The sequence below is a fragment of the Modestobacter roseus genome, assembly GCF_007994135.1.
Classification (GTDB): Bacteria; Actinomycetota; Actinomycetes; order Mycobacteriales; family Geodermatophilaceae; genus Modestobacter; species Modestobacter roseus.
Window position 1 is genome coordinate 1,458,880 of record NZ_VLKF01000001.1, and the last position, 18,557, is coordinate 1,477,436.

General features: G+C 75.1%; 18 protein-coding genes. 5 read left to right on the forward strand and 13 right to left on the reverse strand.

Annotated features, from left to right (window positions below; all coding sequences use genetic code 11):
• Nucleotides 1-43: 43 nt before the first annotated feature.
• The 6 genes from JD78_RS06955 to JD78_RS06980 form a co-directional block, all read right to left on the reverse strand.
• Nucleotides 44-940 (reverse strand): ATP-binding cassette domain-containing protein, encoded by an 897-nt coding sequence (locus tag JD78_RS06955; protein WP_228395403.1) that lies wholly within the window; start codon nucleotides 938-940, stop codon nucleotides 44-46.
• Complete coding sequence (locus JD78_RS06960) at nucleotides 937-2,712, reverse strand: dipeptide/oligopeptide/nickel ABC transporter permease/ATP-binding protein (protein WP_208104014.1); 1,776 nt, start codon at nucleotides 2,710-2,712, stop codon at nucleotides 937-939. The genes JD78_RS06955 and JD78_RS06960 overlap by 4 nt, the downstream gene beginning before the upstream one ends.
• Nucleotides 2,682-3,209, reverse strand: coding sequence for an AIR carboxylase family protein (locus JD78_RS06965; RefSeq protein WP_194290565.1), 528 nt, complete (start codon nucleotides 3,207-3,209; stop codon nucleotides 2,682-2,684). Before JD78_RS06965 ends, JD78_RS06960 begins: the two co-directional genes overlap by 31 nt.
• A complete protein-coding gene (gene larE / locus JD78_RS06970) occupies nucleotides 3,206-4,015 on the reverse strand; it encodes an ATP-dependent sacrificial sulfur transferase LarE (protein ID WP_153362187.1) in 810 nt (269 codons plus the stop codon). Before larE ends, JD78_RS06965 begins: the two co-directional genes overlap by 4 nt.
• Before the next feature lie 608 nt (nucleotides 4,016-4,623).
• Complete coding sequence (locus tag JD78_RS06975) at nucleotides 4,624-5,568, reverse strand: pirin family protein (RefSeq protein WP_208104015.1); 945 nt, start codon at nucleotides 5,566-5,568, stop codon at nucleotides 4,624-4,626.
• A 105-nt stretch (nucleotides 5,569-5,673) separates the two neighbouring features.
• Complete coding sequence (locus JD78_RS06980) at nucleotides 5,674-5,982, reverse strand: hypothetical protein (protein WP_153362186.1); 309 nt, start codon at nucleotides 5,980-5,982, stop codon at nucleotides 5,674-5,676.
• A gap of 205 nt (nucleotides 5,983-6,187) precedes the next feature.
• Here JD78_RS06980 and JD78_RS06985 point away from each other — a divergent pair, with 205 nt between their 5' ends.
• The 4 genes from JD78_RS06985 (at nucleotide 6,188) to JD78_RS07000 (ending at nucleotide 8,834) form a co-directional block, all read left to right on the forward strand.
• A complete protein-coding gene (locus JD78_RS06985; RefSeq protein ID WP_153362185.1) occupies nucleotides 6,188-6,859 on the forward strand; it encodes an NADPH-dependent F420 reductase in 672 nt (223 codons plus the stop codon).
• 105 nt (nucleotides 6,860-6,964) lie between these two features.
• Nucleotides 6,965-7,192, forward strand: coding sequence for a hypothetical protein (locus JD78_RS06990; RefSeq protein ID WP_153362184.1), 228 nt, complete (start codon nucleotides 6,965-6,967; stop codon nucleotides 7,190-7,192).
• Entirely contained in the window at nucleotides 7,150-7,440 is a 291-nt protein-coding gene (locus JD78_RS06995) for a hypothetical protein (protein ID WP_166521044.1), read from the forward strand. The genes JD78_RS06990 and JD78_RS06995 overlap by 43 nt, the downstream gene beginning before the upstream one ends.
• A 71-nt stretch (nucleotides 7,441-7,511) precedes the next feature.
• Complete coding sequence (locus tag JD78_RS07000; protein ID WP_153362182.1) at nucleotides 7,512-8,834, forward strand: ABC1 kinase family protein; 1,323 nt, start codon at nucleotides 7,512-7,514, stop codon at nucleotides 8,832-8,834.
• Between the two features lie 271 nt (nucleotides 8,835-9,105).
• On the opposite strand, the gene JD78_RS07005 is transcribed toward JD78_RS07000, so the two are convergent.
• The 6 genes from JD78_RS07005 to JD78_RS07030 form a co-directional block, all read right to left on the reverse strand.
• A complete protein-coding gene (locus JD78_RS07005) occupies nucleotides 9,106-9,522 on the reverse strand; it encodes a PIN domain nuclease (RefSeq protein WP_208104016.1) in 417 nt (138 codons plus the stop codon).
• On the reverse strand, nucleotides 9,519-9,731 hold the full coding sequence (locus tag JD78_RS07010) for a DUF2191 domain-containing protein (RefSeq protein ID WP_228395402.1): 213 nt from the start codon (nucleotides 9,729-9,731) through the stop codon (nucleotides 9,519-9,521). The genes JD78_RS07005 and JD78_RS07010 overlap by 4 nt, the downstream gene beginning before the upstream one ends.
• Before the next feature lie 265 nt (nucleotides 9,732-9,996).
• Nucleotides 9,997-12,168 carry an MMPL family transporter gene (locus JD78_RS07015; protein WP_208104017.1) on the reverse strand — a complete coding sequence of 724 codons (2,172 nt, stop codon included), beginning with the start codon at nucleotides 12,166-12,168 and terminating at the stop codon, nucleotides 9,997-9,999.
• 309 nt (nucleotides 12,169-12,477) lie between these two features.
• Complete coding sequence (locus JD78_RS07020) at nucleotides 12,478-13,410, reverse strand: NADP-dependent oxidoreductase (protein WP_166521045.1); 933 nt, start codon at nucleotides 13,408-13,410, stop codon at nucleotides 12,478-12,480.
• A 67-nt stretch (nucleotides 13,411-13,477) separates the two neighbouring features.
• Complete coding sequence (locus JD78_RS07025) at nucleotides 13,478-14,332, reverse strand: helix-turn-helix domain-containing protein (RefSeq protein ID WP_153362636.1); 855 nt, start codon at nucleotides 14,330-14,332, stop codon at nucleotides 13,478-13,480.
• A 47-nt stretch (nucleotides 14,333-14,379) separates the two neighbouring features.
• The gene (locus JD78_RS07030; RefSeq protein ID WP_153360917.1) at nucleotides 14,380-15,255 is read right to left on the reverse strand and encodes an alpha/beta fold hydrolase; all 876 of its coding nucleotides are present in this window, start codon (nucleotides 15,253-15,255) and stop codon (nucleotides 14,380-14,382) included.
• A gap of 44 nt (nucleotides 15,256-15,299) precedes the next feature.
• Here JD78_RS07030 and JD78_RS07035 point away from each other — a divergent pair, with 44 nt between their 5' ends.
• Nucleotides 15,300-17,228, forward strand: a complete 1,929-nt coding sequence (locus tag JD78_RS07035; protein WP_153360916.1) for an AfsR/SARP family transcriptional regulator — start codon at nucleotides 15,300-15,302, stop codon at nucleotides 17,226-17,228.
• Nucleotides 17,229-17,336: 108 nt separating this feature from the next.
• On the opposite strand, the gene JD78_RS07040 is transcribed toward JD78_RS07035, so the two are convergent.
• Nucleotides 17,337-18,518 (reverse strand): DUF3500 domain-containing protein, encoded by a 1,182-nt coding sequence (locus JD78_RS07040; RefSeq protein ID WP_166521046.1) that lies wholly within the window; start codon nucleotides 18,516-18,518, stop codon nucleotides 17,337-17,339.
• Between the last annotated feature and the right edge of the window lie 39 nt (nucleotides 18,519-18,557).

Below are 18,557 nucleotides of genomic sequence, written 5' to 3' on the forward strand. Positions count from 1 at the left end.
GACGTCGCGGGGGTGGTTCCGCGAGCGGCGCCCCTGGTGCGGTTCAGGCCGCGTGCGACTCGTTGGTCTCGACGCCGGCCAGCTGCTGCCGCACCGCACGTCGCTCGGCCTGCCGGTCCGGGTCGGGTACCGGGCTCGCGAGCAACAGCCGCTGGGTGTACGGGTGATCGGGCACCTCGGTCACGTGCCGGGCGTCGCCCTGCTCCACGATCTCCCCGCGGTGCATCACCGCGACCTGGTGGCTCAGATGCCGCACGACGTCGAGGTCGTGCGAGACGAACAGGTAGGAGACACCGGTGCCCTGCTGGATCCCGAGAAGAAGGTCCAGGACCCGCGCTTGGGTGGTGAGGTCCAGGGCGCTGACGGGCTCGTCGCAGACGATCAGCCGCGGGCGCAGCGCGAGGGCGCGGGCGATGGCGATCCGCTGACGCTGGCCGCCGCTGAACTCCCGCGGCAACCGGCGGAGGACGTCCTGGGGCAGGTGGACGCGGTCCAGGAGCTCCGCGACCCGAGCTCGCGCATCACCGACCGGGACGCCTTGGACCGACAGCGGTTCGGCCAGGATGTCACCCACGGTCATCGCCGGGTTCAGTGAGCTGTAGGGGTCCTGGAAGACCACCTGGAGGTGCCGGCTGAGCGCCTTCCGCTCCCGGCGCGACGCCCGGCTGATGTCGCGACCGTCGAACGTGATGGTCCCGGCCGTGACCGGCGCCAGACCGAGCACCGCCCGCCCCAGGGTCGTCTTGCCCGAGCCGGACTCGCCCACGAGTCCGAGCGTCCGGCCGGGAGGGATCCTGACCGACACCCCCGTGAGGGCCCGGAACGGCTTGGCGAACAGCCCTCGGCCCGGGTACTCCACGACCAGGTCGTCGACCCGGAGGAGGTCGGTCTGCTCCCCGTCCTCGCCGGGCGCGTGTCCCAGGTCGAGCCCGGCGGTCACCGGGAGACCCGCGCGGACGGCGTGGCAGTGAGCAGCGGTGTCATGGGTGTCTTGCCCTCCAGCGTCGAGTCCAGGAGCTCGCGGGTGTAGTCATGGGCCGGCTCCCGCAGGATGGTGCGCACAGGCCCCTCCTCGACCAGTCGGCCGTTGCGCATGACCACGACCCGGTCGCAGATGTCGGCCACGACGCCGAAGTTGTGCGTGACGAGGACGATCCCCAGCTGCAGCCGGTGCTGGAGGTCCCGCAGCACGTCCAGCACCTCCGCCTGCACCGTGACGTCGAGTGCGGTCGTCGGCTCGTCCGCGATGACGAGGTCGGGCTCGCAGCTGATGGCACCGGCGATCAGCACGCGCTGTGCCATACCTCCGGACAGGTGGTGGGGATGGGTCTTGAACGTGCGCGCGGGGTCCGGGATGCCCACGCTGGCGAGCAGGTCGAGAGCGCGTCGGCGGGCCTCGTCCTTGGAGATGCCGAGCAGCTTCACCATGGGCCGGGTGAGCTGGTGGCCCACGGTGAAAGCCGGGTCCAGGTTGCTCATGGGCTCCTGCGGGATGTACCCGATACGCCGCCCCCGAAGGTCACGCAGGCGGGACTGCTCGACCGTCTCGTCGCCCGGTGCCACGGTGTGGGAACCGTCGAACTGGATGGTCCCGCCCGTGATGACTGCGTTGTCCGGCAGCAGGCCGAGGACGGCGAAGGCCGTCTGGGTCTTACCGGACCCCGACTCCCCCACGAGCCCGAGCACCTCGCCGCGGTCCACGTGCAGGGTGACGTCGTCCACGACCTTCTTGATCGAGCCGTCGGACTGGGGGTAGCCGAGTCCCAGACCGGTCACCTTGAGCAGGTGGTGCTCGGTGCCCAGCTCCACCGGCACCGGCTCCTGCGTGCGTCGACGGCGCACCGTCGTCCGCGCCTCCCCGTCACGGCGCCGTCGCTGGGCCGTCACCTTCTCCGCGTCCTCCAGGGAGTCGCGGAGCGCGTTGCCCAGCAGCACGAGGGAGACGACGGTGATGGCGATGGCCAGTGCGGGCCAGAGGAGGTTGAGGGAGTTCTGGTACACGCTCCGGAAGCCGTCGCTGAGCATCGACCCCCAGCTCGGGACGGTGGGATCGCCGAGACCGAGGAAGTCGAGTCCGGACTGGACCGCGATCGCCACTGCGCAGATCAGCGCCGTCTGGATGATGACCGGAGCCCGGACGACGGAGAGGATGTGCCGGGCGATGATGCGGCCGTCACCGAGGCCGGACACCTGGGCGGCGTCGACGTAGAGCTCGTTGCGCACCGACTGGACCGCCGTGCGGGTGAGCCGGTAGTAGCTGGGGCTGATCAGGACGCCGAAGGCGACCATGGCGAGCCAGACGGACGGACCCACCGCAGCGCGCAGGCCCAGCAGCATGACGATGCCCGGCAGGGCCATGACCATGTTGCTGACCCAGTTGGCTGCGGCGTCGAACCGCCCTCCGTAGTAGCCGGCGACCAGGCCCGCGGGCAGACCGAGGGAGATGGCCACTGCGGCGCACAGCACGGCCGAGAGCAGCGTGGTCCGGGCGCCGTACAGGAGCCGGCTCAGGACGTCCCGGCCACCGCTGTCCGTACCGAGCAGGTTGCTCCCGTCCGGTGAGGCGAGGACCTTGCTGATGGTGGAGAAGTTGGGGTCGAACGGCGCCAGCACGGGCGCGAGCACGCCGGCCAGTGCGATGGTGATCAGCACGCCCAGCGCCACCACGCCCAGCGGGTTCCTCAGCAGCTTGCGGAACAGCGAAGCGCGCACGACCGTGCCGCGCCGACGACGCTGGGCAGCGCGCCCTCCATCCCGGCCACCACCACGACCACGTCGGCTTCGTCGAGGACCGGCCGGGTGGCCAGGACGCGGTGCAGCCCGGCCACCCCGACGTCGGTCACGCGGACGACCCCCGCACCGTGCACCCGCAAGGTCATCGCCGCCTCGGTCGCCACCGGCTCGTCAGAGGTCCCGGCGCTGACCACCGCCACGCGCCCGGCCGGGGCTGGCAGCGGACCGACCGCGACGGTGCTGCGCTCCACCAGCAGGTCCGGCCACCGGTCCGCGAGGGCGGACACGGTGTCCGTGGTGGCCCGGGTGACCAGCGCCGGCCGCTCGGGCGCCGCCCCGCGCAGCGTCGCCACGATGGCGACCACCTCGTCGGCGGTCTTGCCGGCGGCGTAGACGACCTCCGGGTCACCGGTGCGAGCGAGCCGGTCGGTGTCGACCCGGGCGAAGCCGAGGTCGACGTACCCGGGGTCGCTCATCGGACCACCGGCGTCAGCGTGAAGGCACGACCGGGCCGGTATGCCTGCTCGTCGAGCGCCGCGGCCCGGATTGCGGGGTCGACGGCACGCATCGCGGCGAGGACGTCGGCGACGACGGCCGGCGTCACGGACTCCCGGTCGCCGTCGCGAACCTCGATGCTCACCTCGTCCTCGCGCAGCCGGCACCGCACGACGGCCGCGCCGGTGTGCGCAACCAGCAGCGCCTCGCCGATCTCGACCGCGTGCAGCCGGGCCGGGGTGACCGGGGTGCCGGTGTAGAGCCGGCTGGCCAGGCACGGCGAGGCAGGCAGGTCGGCGACGTCCAGGTCCAGCTCACGAGCCAGTGCCCGGACGTCGACCTTGCGGGCACCGATCTCGACGTAGGGGTGCCGGACCCCGGCCTCCGCCGCGGCCCGAAGACCCGGCCGGTACTCCCCCAGGTCGTCCACGTTGGCACCGCTGAGCAGCGTGTGCGTCCCCCCGACGGCCCCGACCACGTCGTGCATGGCCTCGTAGAGATGGGACTTGCACACGTAGCAGCGGTCCCGCGGGTTGGCGAGGTACCGCTCGTCCTCGAACTCGCGCGAACGGACCGTCCGCAGGTCCCAGCGCTGCTCCGCAGCCATCCGGAGCACCCGGGCGGTTGCCGCCGCGGGAACGGCCGGGGTGATGCTGTGCACGACGAGCGTCGTGGCGGGTGACGCGCGGTGCGCGAGCGCTGCGAGGGTGAGGCTGTCGACGCCGCCGCTGCAGGCGATCGCCCGGGCAGGTGCACGGGCGAGCCAGTCGAGCAGATGCGACCTCATCTCGGTGCCTCCCCCGGCCCGCCGACGCTGGTGGCCATGCCCCGCATCCCATCTCGGGAACGGTGGACGGGCAATCGATTGCCGGATGTTGCCGAGGCCGCACCGGCCGTCGTGGGTCTGCGTCGAACGGGTGGGCGGGCGGGTGCGTGACACCGATCGCGGCCTTCTCGAGTACGTGGCCGACGGTGAGGCGTCCGGAGTGGCCGCGCAGCGCAGCCAGCGCCCCGCAGGCCGCTACCGGGAACCTGGCGGCTCGGCATGAGATCGCACGCACTGGTCGGTTCTGACCGTCCACCCACGTCCAGCTGGAGCAGTTCCCGCAGCCATGGCTGCGGGAACTGCGGAAGGCACGATGCGCACCACCGGAGTCCACCCAGGAGCCGCGCGACGAGCCGCCGCAGCCAGGGCCCGGTTGACCACGCCGCCCTTCCGGGCGACGACCCGGTTCGGCACGCCGTCGGGCCACTCCACGAGCCGCCGCCGCATGGCATCCCTGGCCCAGGAGGCCGACACGGCTGTCGGCTGCCTCTGATCACAACGGTGGTGCCTGCGCGGCTGACCGCCCCCGCCCGTTGCCGCCACTCGGGGAACGACGTGCCGCAGTCGGCTCACCCCCAGGCGCTGGGGTCCGCCGGGCCGGGCGGCGACATCCGGGCCTTCAGCCGGACGGTGGGCAACGGTGGCGCCGGCAACCGCTGCACCTCCCCGCGGTAGCCCTCGACCTGGCCGAAGCGGTCCGAACCGGCCTCCCACTCGTCGCGGTAGGCGGCGATCTCCTCGTGGCTGCGACCGATGAAGTTCCACCACATCACCACCGGCTCGCCGAACGGCTCCCCGCCCAGCAGCATGACGCGGGCCGGCCGGTCACCGGGGTTGGTCAGGTGCAGCCGTGCCACGCCGGGCGCCACGTAGCCCAGCTCCGCGGGGGCCAGCTCGGTGCCCTGCACCACGACCGGCTCCTGGTCCACGAGCACACCGTGCTCGAAACCCGGGTCGACGTCGAGCGCCAGCTCCCTGCCCGGCTCGAGCACCAGCTCAGCGCCGAGCAGCGGGCTGTGCGTGGGCACCGGCGAGGTGTGCCCGGCGAGCGTGCCGACCAGCACCCGGGCGGTGGCGCCGCCCAGCGGCAACGGCTCGGGGACGTGGTGCACGAACGACCGCGGCAGGTGCCGCGCCGACTCCGGCAGAGCCGTCCACAGCTGGACACCGTGCAGCGTGTCGCACTCGGTGGTGGACACCTCCGAGTGGGCGACCCCGGACCCGCCGGTCATCAGGTTCAGCTCACCGGGTCGGACGACGGCGTGGGCCCCGGTGGTGTCCCGGTGCTCGATCGCGCCGCTGAACAGCCAGCTCACCGTCTGCAGCCCGGTGTGCGGGTGCGGCGGCACGTCCATGCCACCGGTGCGGGACACGTCGTCGGGTCCGTAGTGGTCGGCGAAGCACCAGGCGCCGATCAGCGACCGCGCCCGCTGCGGGAGGGTGCGGCGCACCGTCATCGCGCGCGGGCCGCCGAGCGGCACCTCCCGGCTGGTGATCACCTCGACGTCGCCCACCACACGAGCCTGGCACACGGGCCCGCGCCCCGGGAGCACGGCGCCGCGGGCCCGGCGTCCAGCGATCGAGTGAGCGACGACCCGGCCGGGCGACGAGTGCCCGGGTCAGCCGAGCACGCGACGGGCCGTCACGAGCGGCTGCCGCACGCACCACCGGGCGAGCCGGAGGCCGATGTGCCAGAGGTCGGGCCACTCCGGCGGCCGGGTGGCCCCCGCCGGGGACGGCCGGGGCGCCGGCTCGACGACCTCGTCCGGCCCGGACACCAGGATGTCGACCGCGGACCGCTGCCGCGGGGCCCGCAACGAGGCGAAGGACGGGATCGACGGCGCGGACGGCGACTCCTGGTCGTCGGCAACGATCGACGGGCCGCGGCCGACCGACCCCGGTCCCGTTCCTCCCGCGTCCTGTGCCATGCCCCGCGACGCTAGTCGCCCGGGAACGCCCCGGCCTCCCGGGTGTCCTGGCCCGGGCGGCCGGAACACCGGGAGCGTCGAGCGGTTGAGAGAAGGTGAACGCTCAACTGCACGCCGTCCGGGAGGGCTCGTCCATGACCACGCACACCGACCGGGGCGCACACCGCCGTCCCGACTCCCCCGTCGCCACGCGGGAGGTGGGGGCATGACCACGCTGGGCATCCTCGGCGCCGGCAAGGTGGGCACCGTGCTGGCCCGACTGGCGGTGGCGGCCGGGTACGACGTCCGCATCGCCGGGTCGGGTGATCCGGCGAAGATCGCCCTGACCGTCGAGGTGCTCGTGCCGGGCGCGACCGCCACGACAGCGGCTGCTGCCGCTCGTGAGAGCGATGTCGTCGTCCTCGCCCTGCCGCTGGGCAAGCACCGCGCGCTGCCCGTCGACGCCCTGGCCGGGAAGCTGGTCATCGACGCGATGAACTACTGGTGGGAGGTCGACGGGGTCCGCGACGACCTGACCGATCCACGCACCTCGACCAGTGAGGTGGTGCAGGCGTTCCTGCCGAGCGCCCGGGTGGTGAAGGCGTTCAACCACATGGGCTACCACGACCTCGAGGGCGGCGCCCTCCCCGCCGGGACGCCCGGCCGGAAGGCGATCGCCATCGCCGGGGACGACGCGGCCGACCTCGACGTGGTCACCCGGATCGTCTCCGACCTGGGTTTCGACCCGGTCGTCGCCGGACCGCTCGCGCAGGGCGTTCGCCTGGAACCGGGCACCGAGCCCTTCGGCGCCGACGTCGACGCCGAGCAGCTGCGCGCCATGATCGACCGCTTCGCCAACTCCGACCGCGGCCGGGAGGTCATCGCCGCCCGGCGGTGACGGTCCTCTCCGAGCCGGTCAGGGCGAAGGGGGCCCAGTCCACGGGCCGTCGGAGAGCCGGCGCAGCATGTCGACGAAGGCCGGCCACTGGTCCCTGGGCGCGGCATGACCACGCTCGACGACCTGGTCGCCGCCGCCGAGGCGGGCCGCTCCGCCTGGATAGACGGCGGCCGGCACGTCGTCGACGTCATCCACGTCGACGACCTGGCCGATGCGATCGCGCTGACGCTCACCCGCGGCGAGCCGGGCGGCACCTACTACGTGACCGACGGCGCCCCCTGCCGATCCGCGTGTTCTTCACGCCGCTGCTGGCCAACCGCGGAGTCGATCTGAGCGGCAGCCCCAGCTTCCCGCGGGCGGTCGCCGCACCGCTCGCCGCCGTCATGGACCGCAGCGCGCGCATCCTCCGCCGCCGGACCGCTCCCCCACTGACCAACTGGCTGGTCAGCTTCACCGGACGTGACCGCTCGTACGACAACAGCGCTGCCCGCACCCAGCTCGGCTACCGGCCCCGGGTCGCCCTCGCCGAGGGGCTGGCCGAGCTGCGCGCGCTCCAGGCACCCCGGCCCTCCCGCCGCTGACGTCCCGAGCCTGCCGGGGACGGGCTCGCGTCCCTCGTGCGCACGCTTCGGCCGGCGCTACCGTTCGGGTCGTGACGTCCGAGCCGAGCCCGCCCCGCGGGCGGCTGGCGCGCGGCGCCCGGCTCGCCGCCCTGCCCGCAGCGCTCGCGGGACGCACGGCCGTCGGCCTCGGCAAGCGCGTGGCCGGCCACTCCGCCGAGGCGGTCGCCGCCCAGGTCCAGCAGCGCACCGCCGAGCAGCTGTTCGCCACCCTCGGCCGGCTCAAGGGCGGCGCGATGAAGGTCGGCCAGGCGATGTCGGCCATGGAGGCCGCCCTGCCCGAGCAGCTGGCCGGACCCTACCGGGAGTCGCTGGCACGGCTGCAGGAGTCCGCACCGCCCATGCCCGCGACGCTGGTGCACCAGCGGCTCGACCGCGCCTTCCCCGGCGGCTGGCGGGACGTGCTCCGAGACCTCGACGACCGGCCGGTCGCCGCGGCCAGCGTCGGCCAGGTGCACCGCGCCACCTGGACCGACGGCACCGCGGTGGCGGTCAAGGTCCAGTACCCCGGCGCGGCCGAGGCGCTGCTCACCGACGTCGGCACCCTGTCCGCCCTGGTGCCGGTCATGCGGGCCGCCGCGCCGGGTCTCGACGCCCGGCAACTGGTCACCGAGCTCCGCGACCGGCTGGTCGCCGAGGTCGACTACGAACAGGAGGCCCGGGCGCAGAGCGCCTTCGCCGCGGCCTACCGGGACGACCCGGACATCGCCGTCCCCGACGTGCTCGCCGTCGCGCGGCCCGCGCTGGTCAGCCGGTGGGTCGACGGGACACCGCTGTCGCAGGTCATCGCCGCCGGTCGCGCGGACGAGCGGGACCGCGCCGGCCTGCTGCTGGTCCGCCTGCTCGCCTCCGCCCCGGAGCGCGCTCGCCTCCTGCACGGTGACCCACACCCGGGCAACTTCCGGCTGCTGCCCGACGGCCGGCTCGCCGTCCTCGACTTCGGCGCCACCGAGGCCCTGCCGGGCGGCTGGCCGGCGGGCCTGGGGCCGCTGCTCGCCGCCGGACGGGACGGCGATGCCGCCCGCCTGCACCGGACCGCCGCCGCAGCCGGGCTCCTGCAGGACGGCGTGACGCCGGCCGCCCTCCTCGACCTGCTGGACGACTACTTCGCGCCGCTGCGCAGCCCGGTGTACACCTTCGACCGGGCCTGGTTGCGCGCGCAGACCCAGCGGGTGTCCGACCCGCTGGGCGCCCCCGCGCGCACCCAGCGCCGTCTCTCGGTGCCACCGCGCCACCTGATGCTGCAGCGGGTCGTCGCCGGACTGGTCGGCGTGCTGTGCTCGCTCGGCGCGAGCGTCGCCGTCGACGCAGAGGTCCGGCGCTGGGTCCCGGGGTACCGGCCACTCCCGTCCTAGCCAGCGGTCACCCGACCACGCCGCACCGGCCCGCCGCATCGACGGTCGGCGCCGTGGTGTGAAGCCCGAACTGGTGCGGTGCCTCCCCGGAGATCTCGAACCTGGTCACCGACACCGGTCACCGTCGTGTCCGCGGCGGCCGAGCGCAGCGTCGGACACGACCTCCGGTCCTCGCCACGGCGGTGGAACGGATCGACCACGAGGGTCGACGTGCACCCGGTCGTCCCGACCAGCGCCTCGCAGGCGGCGATCGCACTCGGTGCCGGCCGCGCTACACGGTCCCTCGGGGCAGGACCCACCGGTGCTCGAAGTCGAGCACCTCCGCAGCGGTCTCGAAATCGGTGTCGTAGTGCAGGACCGTCAACCCGTGCTCGGCCGCGAGCACGGCGGTCAGCAGATCCGCGATCCCCACCGATCGGTGCCGCCCGCTGCGAGACAGGACGCGCTGGGCGTCGAACGCACCCGCCCAGTGGATGTCGTCCGTCGGCAGGTACTCGTAGGCAGCGCGCCGATCGGCCCGGACCTGCTCGTACTCAGCGGGGCTCCGAGCGCTGTACAGGGCCTCGGCGTCCAGCGGGGCGCAGGTCGCCACGAGCCCACCCGTGATGAGTGGCTCCAGCCGGTCGGCGACTGCGTCCAGTCCCATCCGGGCGGCCGCGCTGGTGTCGACCAGGTACCGGGCGATCACCGCCACACGTCAGCTCGCTGATCAGGATCCGTCATCGTCTCGAGCCCGCCGTCGCGGAGCCAGGCCACCTGCCGTGCGCGTGCGGCAGCGTTCGCGGCCTGCCGCAAGGCGGCGCGCACCGTGTCCGACACCCCAGTGGTGTTCAGCTCGCGTTGGGCGAGCGCCAACAACTCGTCGTCGAGGTCGATCAAACGCTTCGTCATCAGCATGCCCCTGTCGGCAGATATATGCACTGGACGGCCGGAGTATATACCGCGTGGCCGGCCGGGGCCTTCGTCGTCTCTCTTCCCCCGCCGAGGGGCTGGCCGAGATGTGCGACGTCGGACCACGCCGCTGACGCCCCGCCCCCGTCGGCACGTCTCATCCACCGTCGGAGGCGGCCGGCGTGTCGGGCGGGTCGGCACGTGCGCGGTGCGGGTCGCGCCGCCCGCACCGCCGTCCCGGTCGATGCCGGGGCGGCGGTGCGGCGCGGGCTCAGGGGGCGCCGGCCACCGCAGGCAGCACCACGGGCGGCTCGTGCTCGACGATGCCCGCGTCGTCCGCTGGTTCGAGGTCCTCCCCGTCCAGGTCGAGGTGCGGCAGGACCCGGTCCAGCCAGGCCGGCAGCCACCAGTTCCAGTGGCCCAGCAGCGCCATCGTCGCCGGCACCAGCACCATCCGGACGACGGTGGCGTCGACCAGGATCGCCACCGCCAGGCCGGCGCCGATCTGCGTGAGCACCAGCTCGCCCTCGGTCGCGAAACCGAGGAAGACCGCGACCATGATCGCCGCGGCCGCGGTGATCAGCCGCCCGGTCGTCGCCAGCCCGGAGACGACGCTCGTGCGGGCGTCGCCGGTGCGTCGCCACTCCTCGCGGACCCGGCCCAGCAGGAACACCTCGTAGTCCATCGACAACCCGAACGCGACCGCGAACATCAGGATCGGCAGCCAGCTGGAAACGGGCACGTCCTGGTCCAGGCCGAACAGCTGCCGGCCCCACCCCCAGGAGAAGACTGCCACGACGACGCCGTACGCGGCGCCGATGCTCAGCAGGTTCATCGCGGCCGCCTTGAGCGCCACGATCGGCGCGCGGAACGCCACGGTCAGCACCAGCACCGACACCCCGACGACGAAGCCGATGACCAGCCACAGTCGCCCGGTGAGCAGTGCGTTGATGTCGGCGAACACCGCGGTCTGGCCGGTCACCGACGCCCCGGCCGGGAGCACGTCGGCCCGCAGCCGCTCGAGCAGCTCGGTGGTGCGCGCGTCGGCCGGCGCCGTGGTCGGCTCGACCACCACCAGCGCGGCTCCGCCACCCGGGGCGAGCACCGGGTCGGCGACGGTGGCCACACCGGGCTGCCCGGCCAACCGGTCCCGCAGCGCACCGAGGTCCGCGGCCGGGACCTGGTCGAGGTCCACGGCGACCAGGAACGGCCCGTTGGCCCCCGGCCCGAAGGCGTCGCCGATGAGGTCGTAGGCCTGCCGGGTGGTGCTGTCCTCCGGCTGCGCGCCCACGTCCGCAGGCCAGATCCGCATGTCGAACGCGGGCAGGGCGAGCGCCACCAGCACCAGCAGGGCGCCCAGTGCCCAGGGCAGCGCCCGGGCGCCGATCCGGCCGGCCCACCGCGCCGCCAGCGGCGCGCGGCGTCGGTGCGACCCGCCGGCCCCGGTACGGACCCGACGTGGCAGCACGCGGGTGCCGGCCAGGCCGAGCCCGGCCGGGACGAGCGTGAGCGCGGCGGCCATCACGCTGACCACCGCGATCGCCGTCGCCGTCCCGAAGCTGGCGTAGGTCTGCAGGCCGGCCAGGCCCAGCCCGAGGAGCGAGACGAGCACGGTGGCGCCGGCGAACACGACGGACCGGCCGGCGGTGGTCGTTGCGGTGGCCGCCGCCGCGCGGACGTCGAGACCGGCGCGCAGCCCCTCCACGTGCCGGGTCACCAGCAGCAGCGCGTAGTCGATGCCGACGCCGAGCCCGACCATCGTCGCCACCGTCGGCGCCGACGTGCTCACGCTGCTGACCGCGGCGAGGAGCAGCACCCCCGACGAGCCGACCCCCAACCCGAGCAGCGCGACGAGGATGGGCAGTCCGGCGGCGACGACGGAGCCGAAGGTGAGCACCAGCAGCGCGAGCGCCACGAGCACGCCGACCGCTTCCCCGGTGCCCCCGGCGCTCAACCCGGCGCTGTCGGGCACCTCGCCGCCGAAGGCCACCTGGAGACCGGCGTCGACGGCCGGGCCGGCGGCCTCCTCCAGCGCGGTGGTGTCGCCGAAGAGGTCGGGGTCGGTGACCGGGACGTCGTACCGGACGTCGAGCAGCACCGTCGCGCCGTCCTCGGAGACGCGCGGTCCGAGCACCGAGACGACGTGCGGCAGCCCGGCCAGCCGCGCGGACAGCTCGGTGATCTCGGCGGCGGGCACGGAGTCGCCACCCGGGTCGTGCACGACGACGCGGTCCTGGGCACCGGCGGCGGCGGGGAACTCCGCACGCAGCAGCTCGGTGCCCTCCTGCGCGGGCGTGCCCGGCACGTTCCAGTCGTCCTGCGGGGTGCCGCCCACCGTCGCGGCCAGGCCGAACGCAGCCACCACCACGACCAGCCAGCCGGTCAGCACGCGCCAGGGGTGGGTGGCTGCGCCTGCTCCGAGGCGGTGCAGCAAACGGGTCATCACGGATCTCCTCGTACGGCGGGGGCAGCGGACCTGCCCCCGGTCGCGAGGAGGGTGCCGGGGAGCACTTGTGCACGACTGGAGCCGACTTGCGGGTGACTTGACTCCTGCTCGCTCGGCCCGTGTCCACGACTGCGGTGACGCGCTCCGCGAGCCGGCGGACTGCTGGACGCGCCGCACGGTGCCCCCGGTCTCAGCCCGCAGCGGTGCCCGAGGTGGGGACGTCGTCGGCCTCCCCCGACCTCGCCGCCTCGAGGTCGCCGACGCGGGCGCGGACCGATCGTCCGCGGCGCGGTCTCGAACGCCCGCTCAGGCGGGCTGGACGACGACCTTGCCCTCGATGCGTCCGGCGGCGGCCTCGGCGTGCAGGGCGGGGAGCTCGGTGAGCGGGATGCGGCGGGTGACCTCGACGTGCAGGTCGCCGCTGTCGACCAGGGACACCAGCTCGGTGAGCCGGTCCCGGTTGGGGAGCACGAACACCGTGGCCGCGGTGACGCCGCGGGCCTCGTCACCGGGGGTGGCCATGAACGCGGTGGTGCTGACCACCTTGCCCCCGTCGCGGACCACGGCCACCAGCGCGGCGAACTGCTCGGGGTCGATGGGCGCCAGGTTGACCAGCACGTCCACCGGCTCCTCGACCGCGCCCAGCACGTCGGTGGTCGTGTGGTCGATGACCTCCTCGGCGCCGGCCGCCCGGACGGCGTCGCTGCTGCGCGGGCTCGCGGTCGCCACCACGTGCACCCCGGCCCGCGCGGCCAGCGCGACGGCGTACTTGCCGACCACACCCCCCGCACCGTTGATCAGCACCCGCTGCCCGGCGGCCAGCTCGCCGTCGTCGAACAGCGCCTGCCAGGCCGTCAACGCCACCGACGGCAGCCCCGCCGCATCCGGCAGCGGGATGGTCGTGGGCGCCGGGACCAGCGCCTCGGCCGGGGCGATGACGTACTCCGCCGCTCCCCCGTCGCGCTCCATCGGCAGGAACCCGATCACCGCATCCCCCACCCGCGGACCGCCCACCCCGTCCCCGAGCGCATCCACCGTGCCCGAGACGTCGTAGCCGGGCACGTGCGGCAGCACGACCGGGATCGGCAGGAAACCGGCGCGCATGCCCGCGTCGGCGGCGTTGAACGCCGAGCCCGCCACCCGCACCCGCACCTCACCGGCACCGGGGACGGGCTGGTCGACGTCCTCGTACCGCAGCACCTCGGGACCGCCGACCTCGTGGAAACGCACTGCCTTCATCGCTGGACCTGCTCTCTGTGGGGTGTGCCGTTGCGGACAACACCCAACGTGGCAGGTCCCGGCGCGATCAGCCTGGGCCGGACTGGCCCACCCTGATCACCGCCGGCCCCTCCACCGCGCCGAGGACCTCCCCCAGCCGGGCCGCATCCCGCGACCCCGGCGCCGCGGTCAGCATCACCGCCGCCAGGTCATCACCGGGGATCGCGATCAGGTTCCCGGCCAGCGTGAGGGAGTCCCCGTCGGACTGGACGAACCTCGCACTGCTCTCGTACGCCACCACCGGACGCGGCGCCCGCCACAGCGCGTCGAACCGCCGGCTCCGGGCCCGCATCTCATCCACCATGCCCGCCAGCGCGGCATCACCGGGGTACCGCAGCAACGCGGCCCTCAACTGGGCCACCTGGATCACCTCGTGCGCGGTCGCGTCCGCGTCGGACTGCTGGAAGGCAGCGAACGGGTGGCAGAAGATCCGCCAGGCCACGTTCCAGTCCCACCGCTCCCCGGGCAGGTCCCAGTGCTCCAAGGCCAGGAACCCGCTGTTGACCGCGACCACGTTCATCGCCGCATCCGTGACGATCATCGGGGTGTCGGCGAACCGCTCCAGCAACCGCGTCGCCCCCGGCCCGAGGTCGGTCGGCACCGCCCCGTCCGCGGCCGCGTACCCCGCCAGCGCGCAGAGCCGCTCGTAGTCCGCCCGGCTCGCCCGCAGGGCCCGGGCGATCGCCCGCACCACACCCGCCGAAGGATGACTGCGCCCCTGCTCCAGCCGGCGCACGTAGTCCGCGGACATCCCCGCGAGCTCACCCAGCTCCTCCCGCCGCAACCCGGGCACCCGCCGCCCGCCCACCGGCAACCCGACCGCCCCCGGGTCCGTGCCCTCCCGCAGCTGGCGCACGGCCGCACCGAAGTCCTGACCTGCCACAGCGCCAGTCTGCCCGGGCAGGCGCTGTTCGTCGCCGTCGGACGACCTCACCTGGTCAGCAGGTCTCGGATCGTGCCGACGACGAGCGCGGGGTCCTGCTCGGCCATGAAGTGCCCGGCCGACGCGGTCCGGTGCACCAGGTCCGGCGCCCACGCACCCCACAGCGCCGCGGCATCGAAGCCGAGGGCGCTCCCCCAGTCCTGCTGGAGCACCGCCACCGGCATGGTGAGCCGCCGCCCGGCGTCCCGGTCGGCCCGGTCGTGGTCGACGTCGATGCCGGCGCTGGCCCGGTAGTCGGCCACGATCGAGGGCACCCGTTCGCGGCTGGCCCGCAGGTACTCGGCGCGGACGTCGTCGGGGAACAGACCGCCGGCGCCCCAGGCGTCCAGGAACGAGCCGAAGAACTGGTCGGCGGTGGCCGTGATCATCGCCTCGGGCAGGCCGGGCGGCTGCGCCATCAGGTACAGGTGCCAGGCGACCGCGGCCTGGAGGCCGTGCAGGATGTCCCACGAGTCCAGGGTGGGCAGCACGTCCAGCGAGCCGAGGTGGGTGACGACGTCGGGGTGGTCCAGACCCGCGCGGATCGCGACCAGCGCCCCCCGGTCGTGGCCGACGAGCGCGAACCGCTCGTGGCCGAGCTCGCGGGCCAGGGCCACGACGTCGGCGGCCATCGTGCGGGCGCTGTAGGTGTCGGGGCCGTCCGCGGGCGGGGCGTCGCTGTCGCCGTAGCCGCGCAGGTCGGGGCAGATGACGGTGTGGTCGGTGGCGAGCGCAGGGGCGACGAGCCGCCACATCAGGTGGGTCTGCGGGAAGCCGTGCAGCAGGACGACGGCCGGTCCGCTGCCGAGCACCGCGGCGGAGAGGCGCACGCCGTCGGCGACGGGCACGCGCTGGGTCAGGGAACCGGGGATCTGCGGTGTCATGCGGCCAGCGTCGGACGGCGCGATGAGCAACCGATGAGCGCGCCGTGAGCCTCAGCGTGGGGGTGCTCGGTCCGGTCACCGCCTGGGCCGACGGGGACCCGGTGCACCTCGGCGGGCCGCGGCACCGCGAGCTGCTGGCCCGCCTGGTGGTGGCGCACGGTCGGGTGGTCCCGGTCGACCTGCTGGTCGACGCGCTCTGGGAGTCCCCGCCGGACGGCGCGGTGGCCGCCGTCCGGACGTTCGTGGCCGCGCTGCGCCGCGCGCTGGAGCCGGACCGACCGCCCCGGACGCCGCCACGGGTGCTGGTCACCGAGGGCCGGGGATACGCACTGCGGGTCGCCACCGACGCCGACGCGTTCACCGCCGCCGTCGAGCGGGCTGCCGCGTCTCCCCCGCCGTCGGCGCTGTCGGTGCTGGAGGCCTCGCTGGCGAGCTGGCGCGGCCCGGCCTACGCCGATGCCGGGGACCGGCCGTGGCTGCGCCCGGAGCGCCGGCGGCTCACCGAGCTGCACAGCACCGTCGTCGAGCGGGTCGCGGCCGCGCGCCTCGACCTCGGCCGGCCGGCCGACGCCGTGCCCGACCTGGACGCCCACATCACCGCGCACCCGTGGCGGGAGGAGGGCTGGCGACTGCTGGCGCTGGCCCTGTACCGGTCGGGACGGCGGCCCGACGCGCTGGCCGTGCTGCGCCGGGCCCGCACCCGGCTGGTCGACGAGCTGGGCCTGGACCCCAGCGAGCAGCTGGCCGCGCTGGAGGACGACGTGCTCCGGCAGGCGCCCGCGCTGCAGCCGCCGGACGACCCGTGGGCCCGGGCCACCGCGTCCTGGGGGCGGTCGGCCGGGCCGCGTGCGCGGCTGGAGGCCACGGTGGGTCTGCTGCGCAGCCTCTCCCGCACCGGCGCCGAGGGGCTGACCGCGGTGCGTGAGCAGCGGCTGGCGGCGATCGCCGCCGCCGAGGAGCTCGGCGACCCGCGGCTGACCGCCCGCGTGGTCGGCGACCTCGACGTGCCGGGTGTCTGGACCCGCTCCGACGACCCCGAGCAGGCCGCCGCGCTGGTCGCGGCCGCCGAGCGGGCGCTGCCCGCGGCCGACTCCGACGCCGTCCGGGTGCGGCTGCTGACGACCGTCGCCGTGGAGTCCCGCGGCCTGCCCGGGACCCGGGGCGCTGCGGCGGGCCGCGAGGCCGAGCGGCTGGCCAGGGCCTCGGGCGACCCGGCGCTGCTGGCCGCTGCCCTCGGCGGCCGGACCCTGCAGGTGTTCGACCGCTGCGGCCGGGCGGCCGACCGCGACGCGCTCGGCGCCGAACTGGTCGAGCTGGCCTCCCGGCACGGCCTGACCGACCACCTGGTGCTCGGCCACCTGGTCCGGATGCAGGCCCGCAGTGCCCGGGGCGACCTGACCGGCGCCGGCGCGCACGCCGATCTGCTCGACCGGCTGGCCGTCGCGCACGACCGGCCGCTGGTCGGGGTCTTCACCGGCGGCTGGCGGGCGCTGCGCGCCGCGGTCGACGGGTCCCCCGGCGCCGAGGAGGCCTTCCGGACGGCGGCCCAGCTGCGGCGGCACTCCGGGATGCCCGGCGTCGAGGAGGGGCTGCTGCCGCTGACCCTGGCCTGCCTGCAGGTCTGGCGCGGCGAACCGGTGACGCCCGCGGGCCCGGCCGGGCCCTGGGCGCCCTGGCTGGAGCCCCACCTCCTGCTGGCGGCCGGCCGACCGGCCGCGGCCGTGGTGGCCGCGCTGCCCGATCCGCCACCGGGCCTGCTCATGGAGGCGCTGTGGGTGCTCGCCGGGAGCGCCGCGCTTGCCGTCGACGACGCGGCGGTGCTGGCCCGAGCGCGGGACGCGCTGGCCCCGGCAGCCGGTGAGCTCGCCGGCGCGGGGAGCGGCATGCTCACCGCGGGCCCCGTCGCCGACCACCTCGCGGAGTGGGACCGCCGCCTCGGTGCGGGTGGGCGTGCTGCAGCCGTGCACCGATGACAGCGTGGACCGGCTGGGGCATCGCCTTCGGCGTCTCCAGGGACCGCGTCGTCGCCGGGCACAGCTGATTCGACCCCAGCGCCCCGGCGACCGGACCGGGACTGCTCGTCAGTGGTGGTGCGCGCTGCGGTGCCGGGCCAGCACGTCGAGGCCGAAGTCGGCCTCCGGGTCGCGCCACACCGAGTGGGCGTGGTTGGCGCCGCGCTGGGTGTTGTCCCACTCGATCAGCAGCCGCGGGCCCTGCAGCCGGTAGTAGTGCGGCGCGCCGGGCTCGGTGGGTCCGGCCCAGGCGAAGGAGACCGCGTCCAGCGCCGCGTCGTCGGCGTACCGGCCGAGCGGCGAGACCCCCGCCGGCACCCGGTCGAGGTAGGTGGCCAGCAGGGCGCGGACCAGCTCGCGCTGCCCGGCGTCCAGCTCGGCCGCCGGCACCCCGCGCGGCTCGGCGGAGTACTCCAGCGCGGCGTGCTCGGCCGGGCCGTAGCCGGCCGCCTCGTCGATGGCGTCGCTGAGCGCCTGCAGCTTGGCCTGCTCAACCGGGTCGGGGAACTGCTCGTCCCGCCAGATGGCCGCCAGCGGCAGCGCCCGGTCCCCCGCCGCGACGGTCGTCCGGTTGGCGGTGACCAGGTCCGACGGCGCGCGGTCCAGCAGCACCGCACGGGCGGCCAGGTCGGCCGGCAGCGAGCGGACGAGGTCGCGGGCCAGGTCCTCCACCCGCCCCAGCGGCCGGTTGACCGCGCCGCCGAGCAGGGGTGACGTCGCCGGGTCCGCGCCCAGGAAGCACGGGGTAGTCGCGACCAGCGCGCCGTCGACGACGAGGTTGTTCAACGACACGTGGTGACCGCCGAAGCGCCAGCCCCACGGCGCGGTGCCGCCGGGCTCACCGAACACCCGCAGGTGGTACAGCCCCGGGTCCCGGCCGCGCTCCCGGTCGAAGCGGGTCACGAAGCCCTCGACCTGGTCCAGCACATTCTCCAGGCCGATGATCGTGGCCACCGTGACGTACCCGGGCGTGGACAGCCCCGTGGACACCAGCCGCATCGCGCCCCGCTGCTGGGCCGGCCGCTGCGCGTGGACGGTCAGGCCGCCGTGGTCGGTCGGCGTGTAGAACCACCGCCGGCGCTCGGCATCGGAGGCATCCGAGCTCGGCACCGGCGCGGTGGCCACGCGTCGCTGCTCGGCGTCCAGGGAGTCCAGCCACGCCCCGGCCGCCTCGGCCATCCGCGCGGCCACCTCGCGCGCCGCCCGACCATCCGGGCCGTCCTCGTCCGCCACGGTCCCCGGAGCCGCCATGCCGGCAACGTAGCGCGCGCCGGGCTTTCCGGCGCTCGG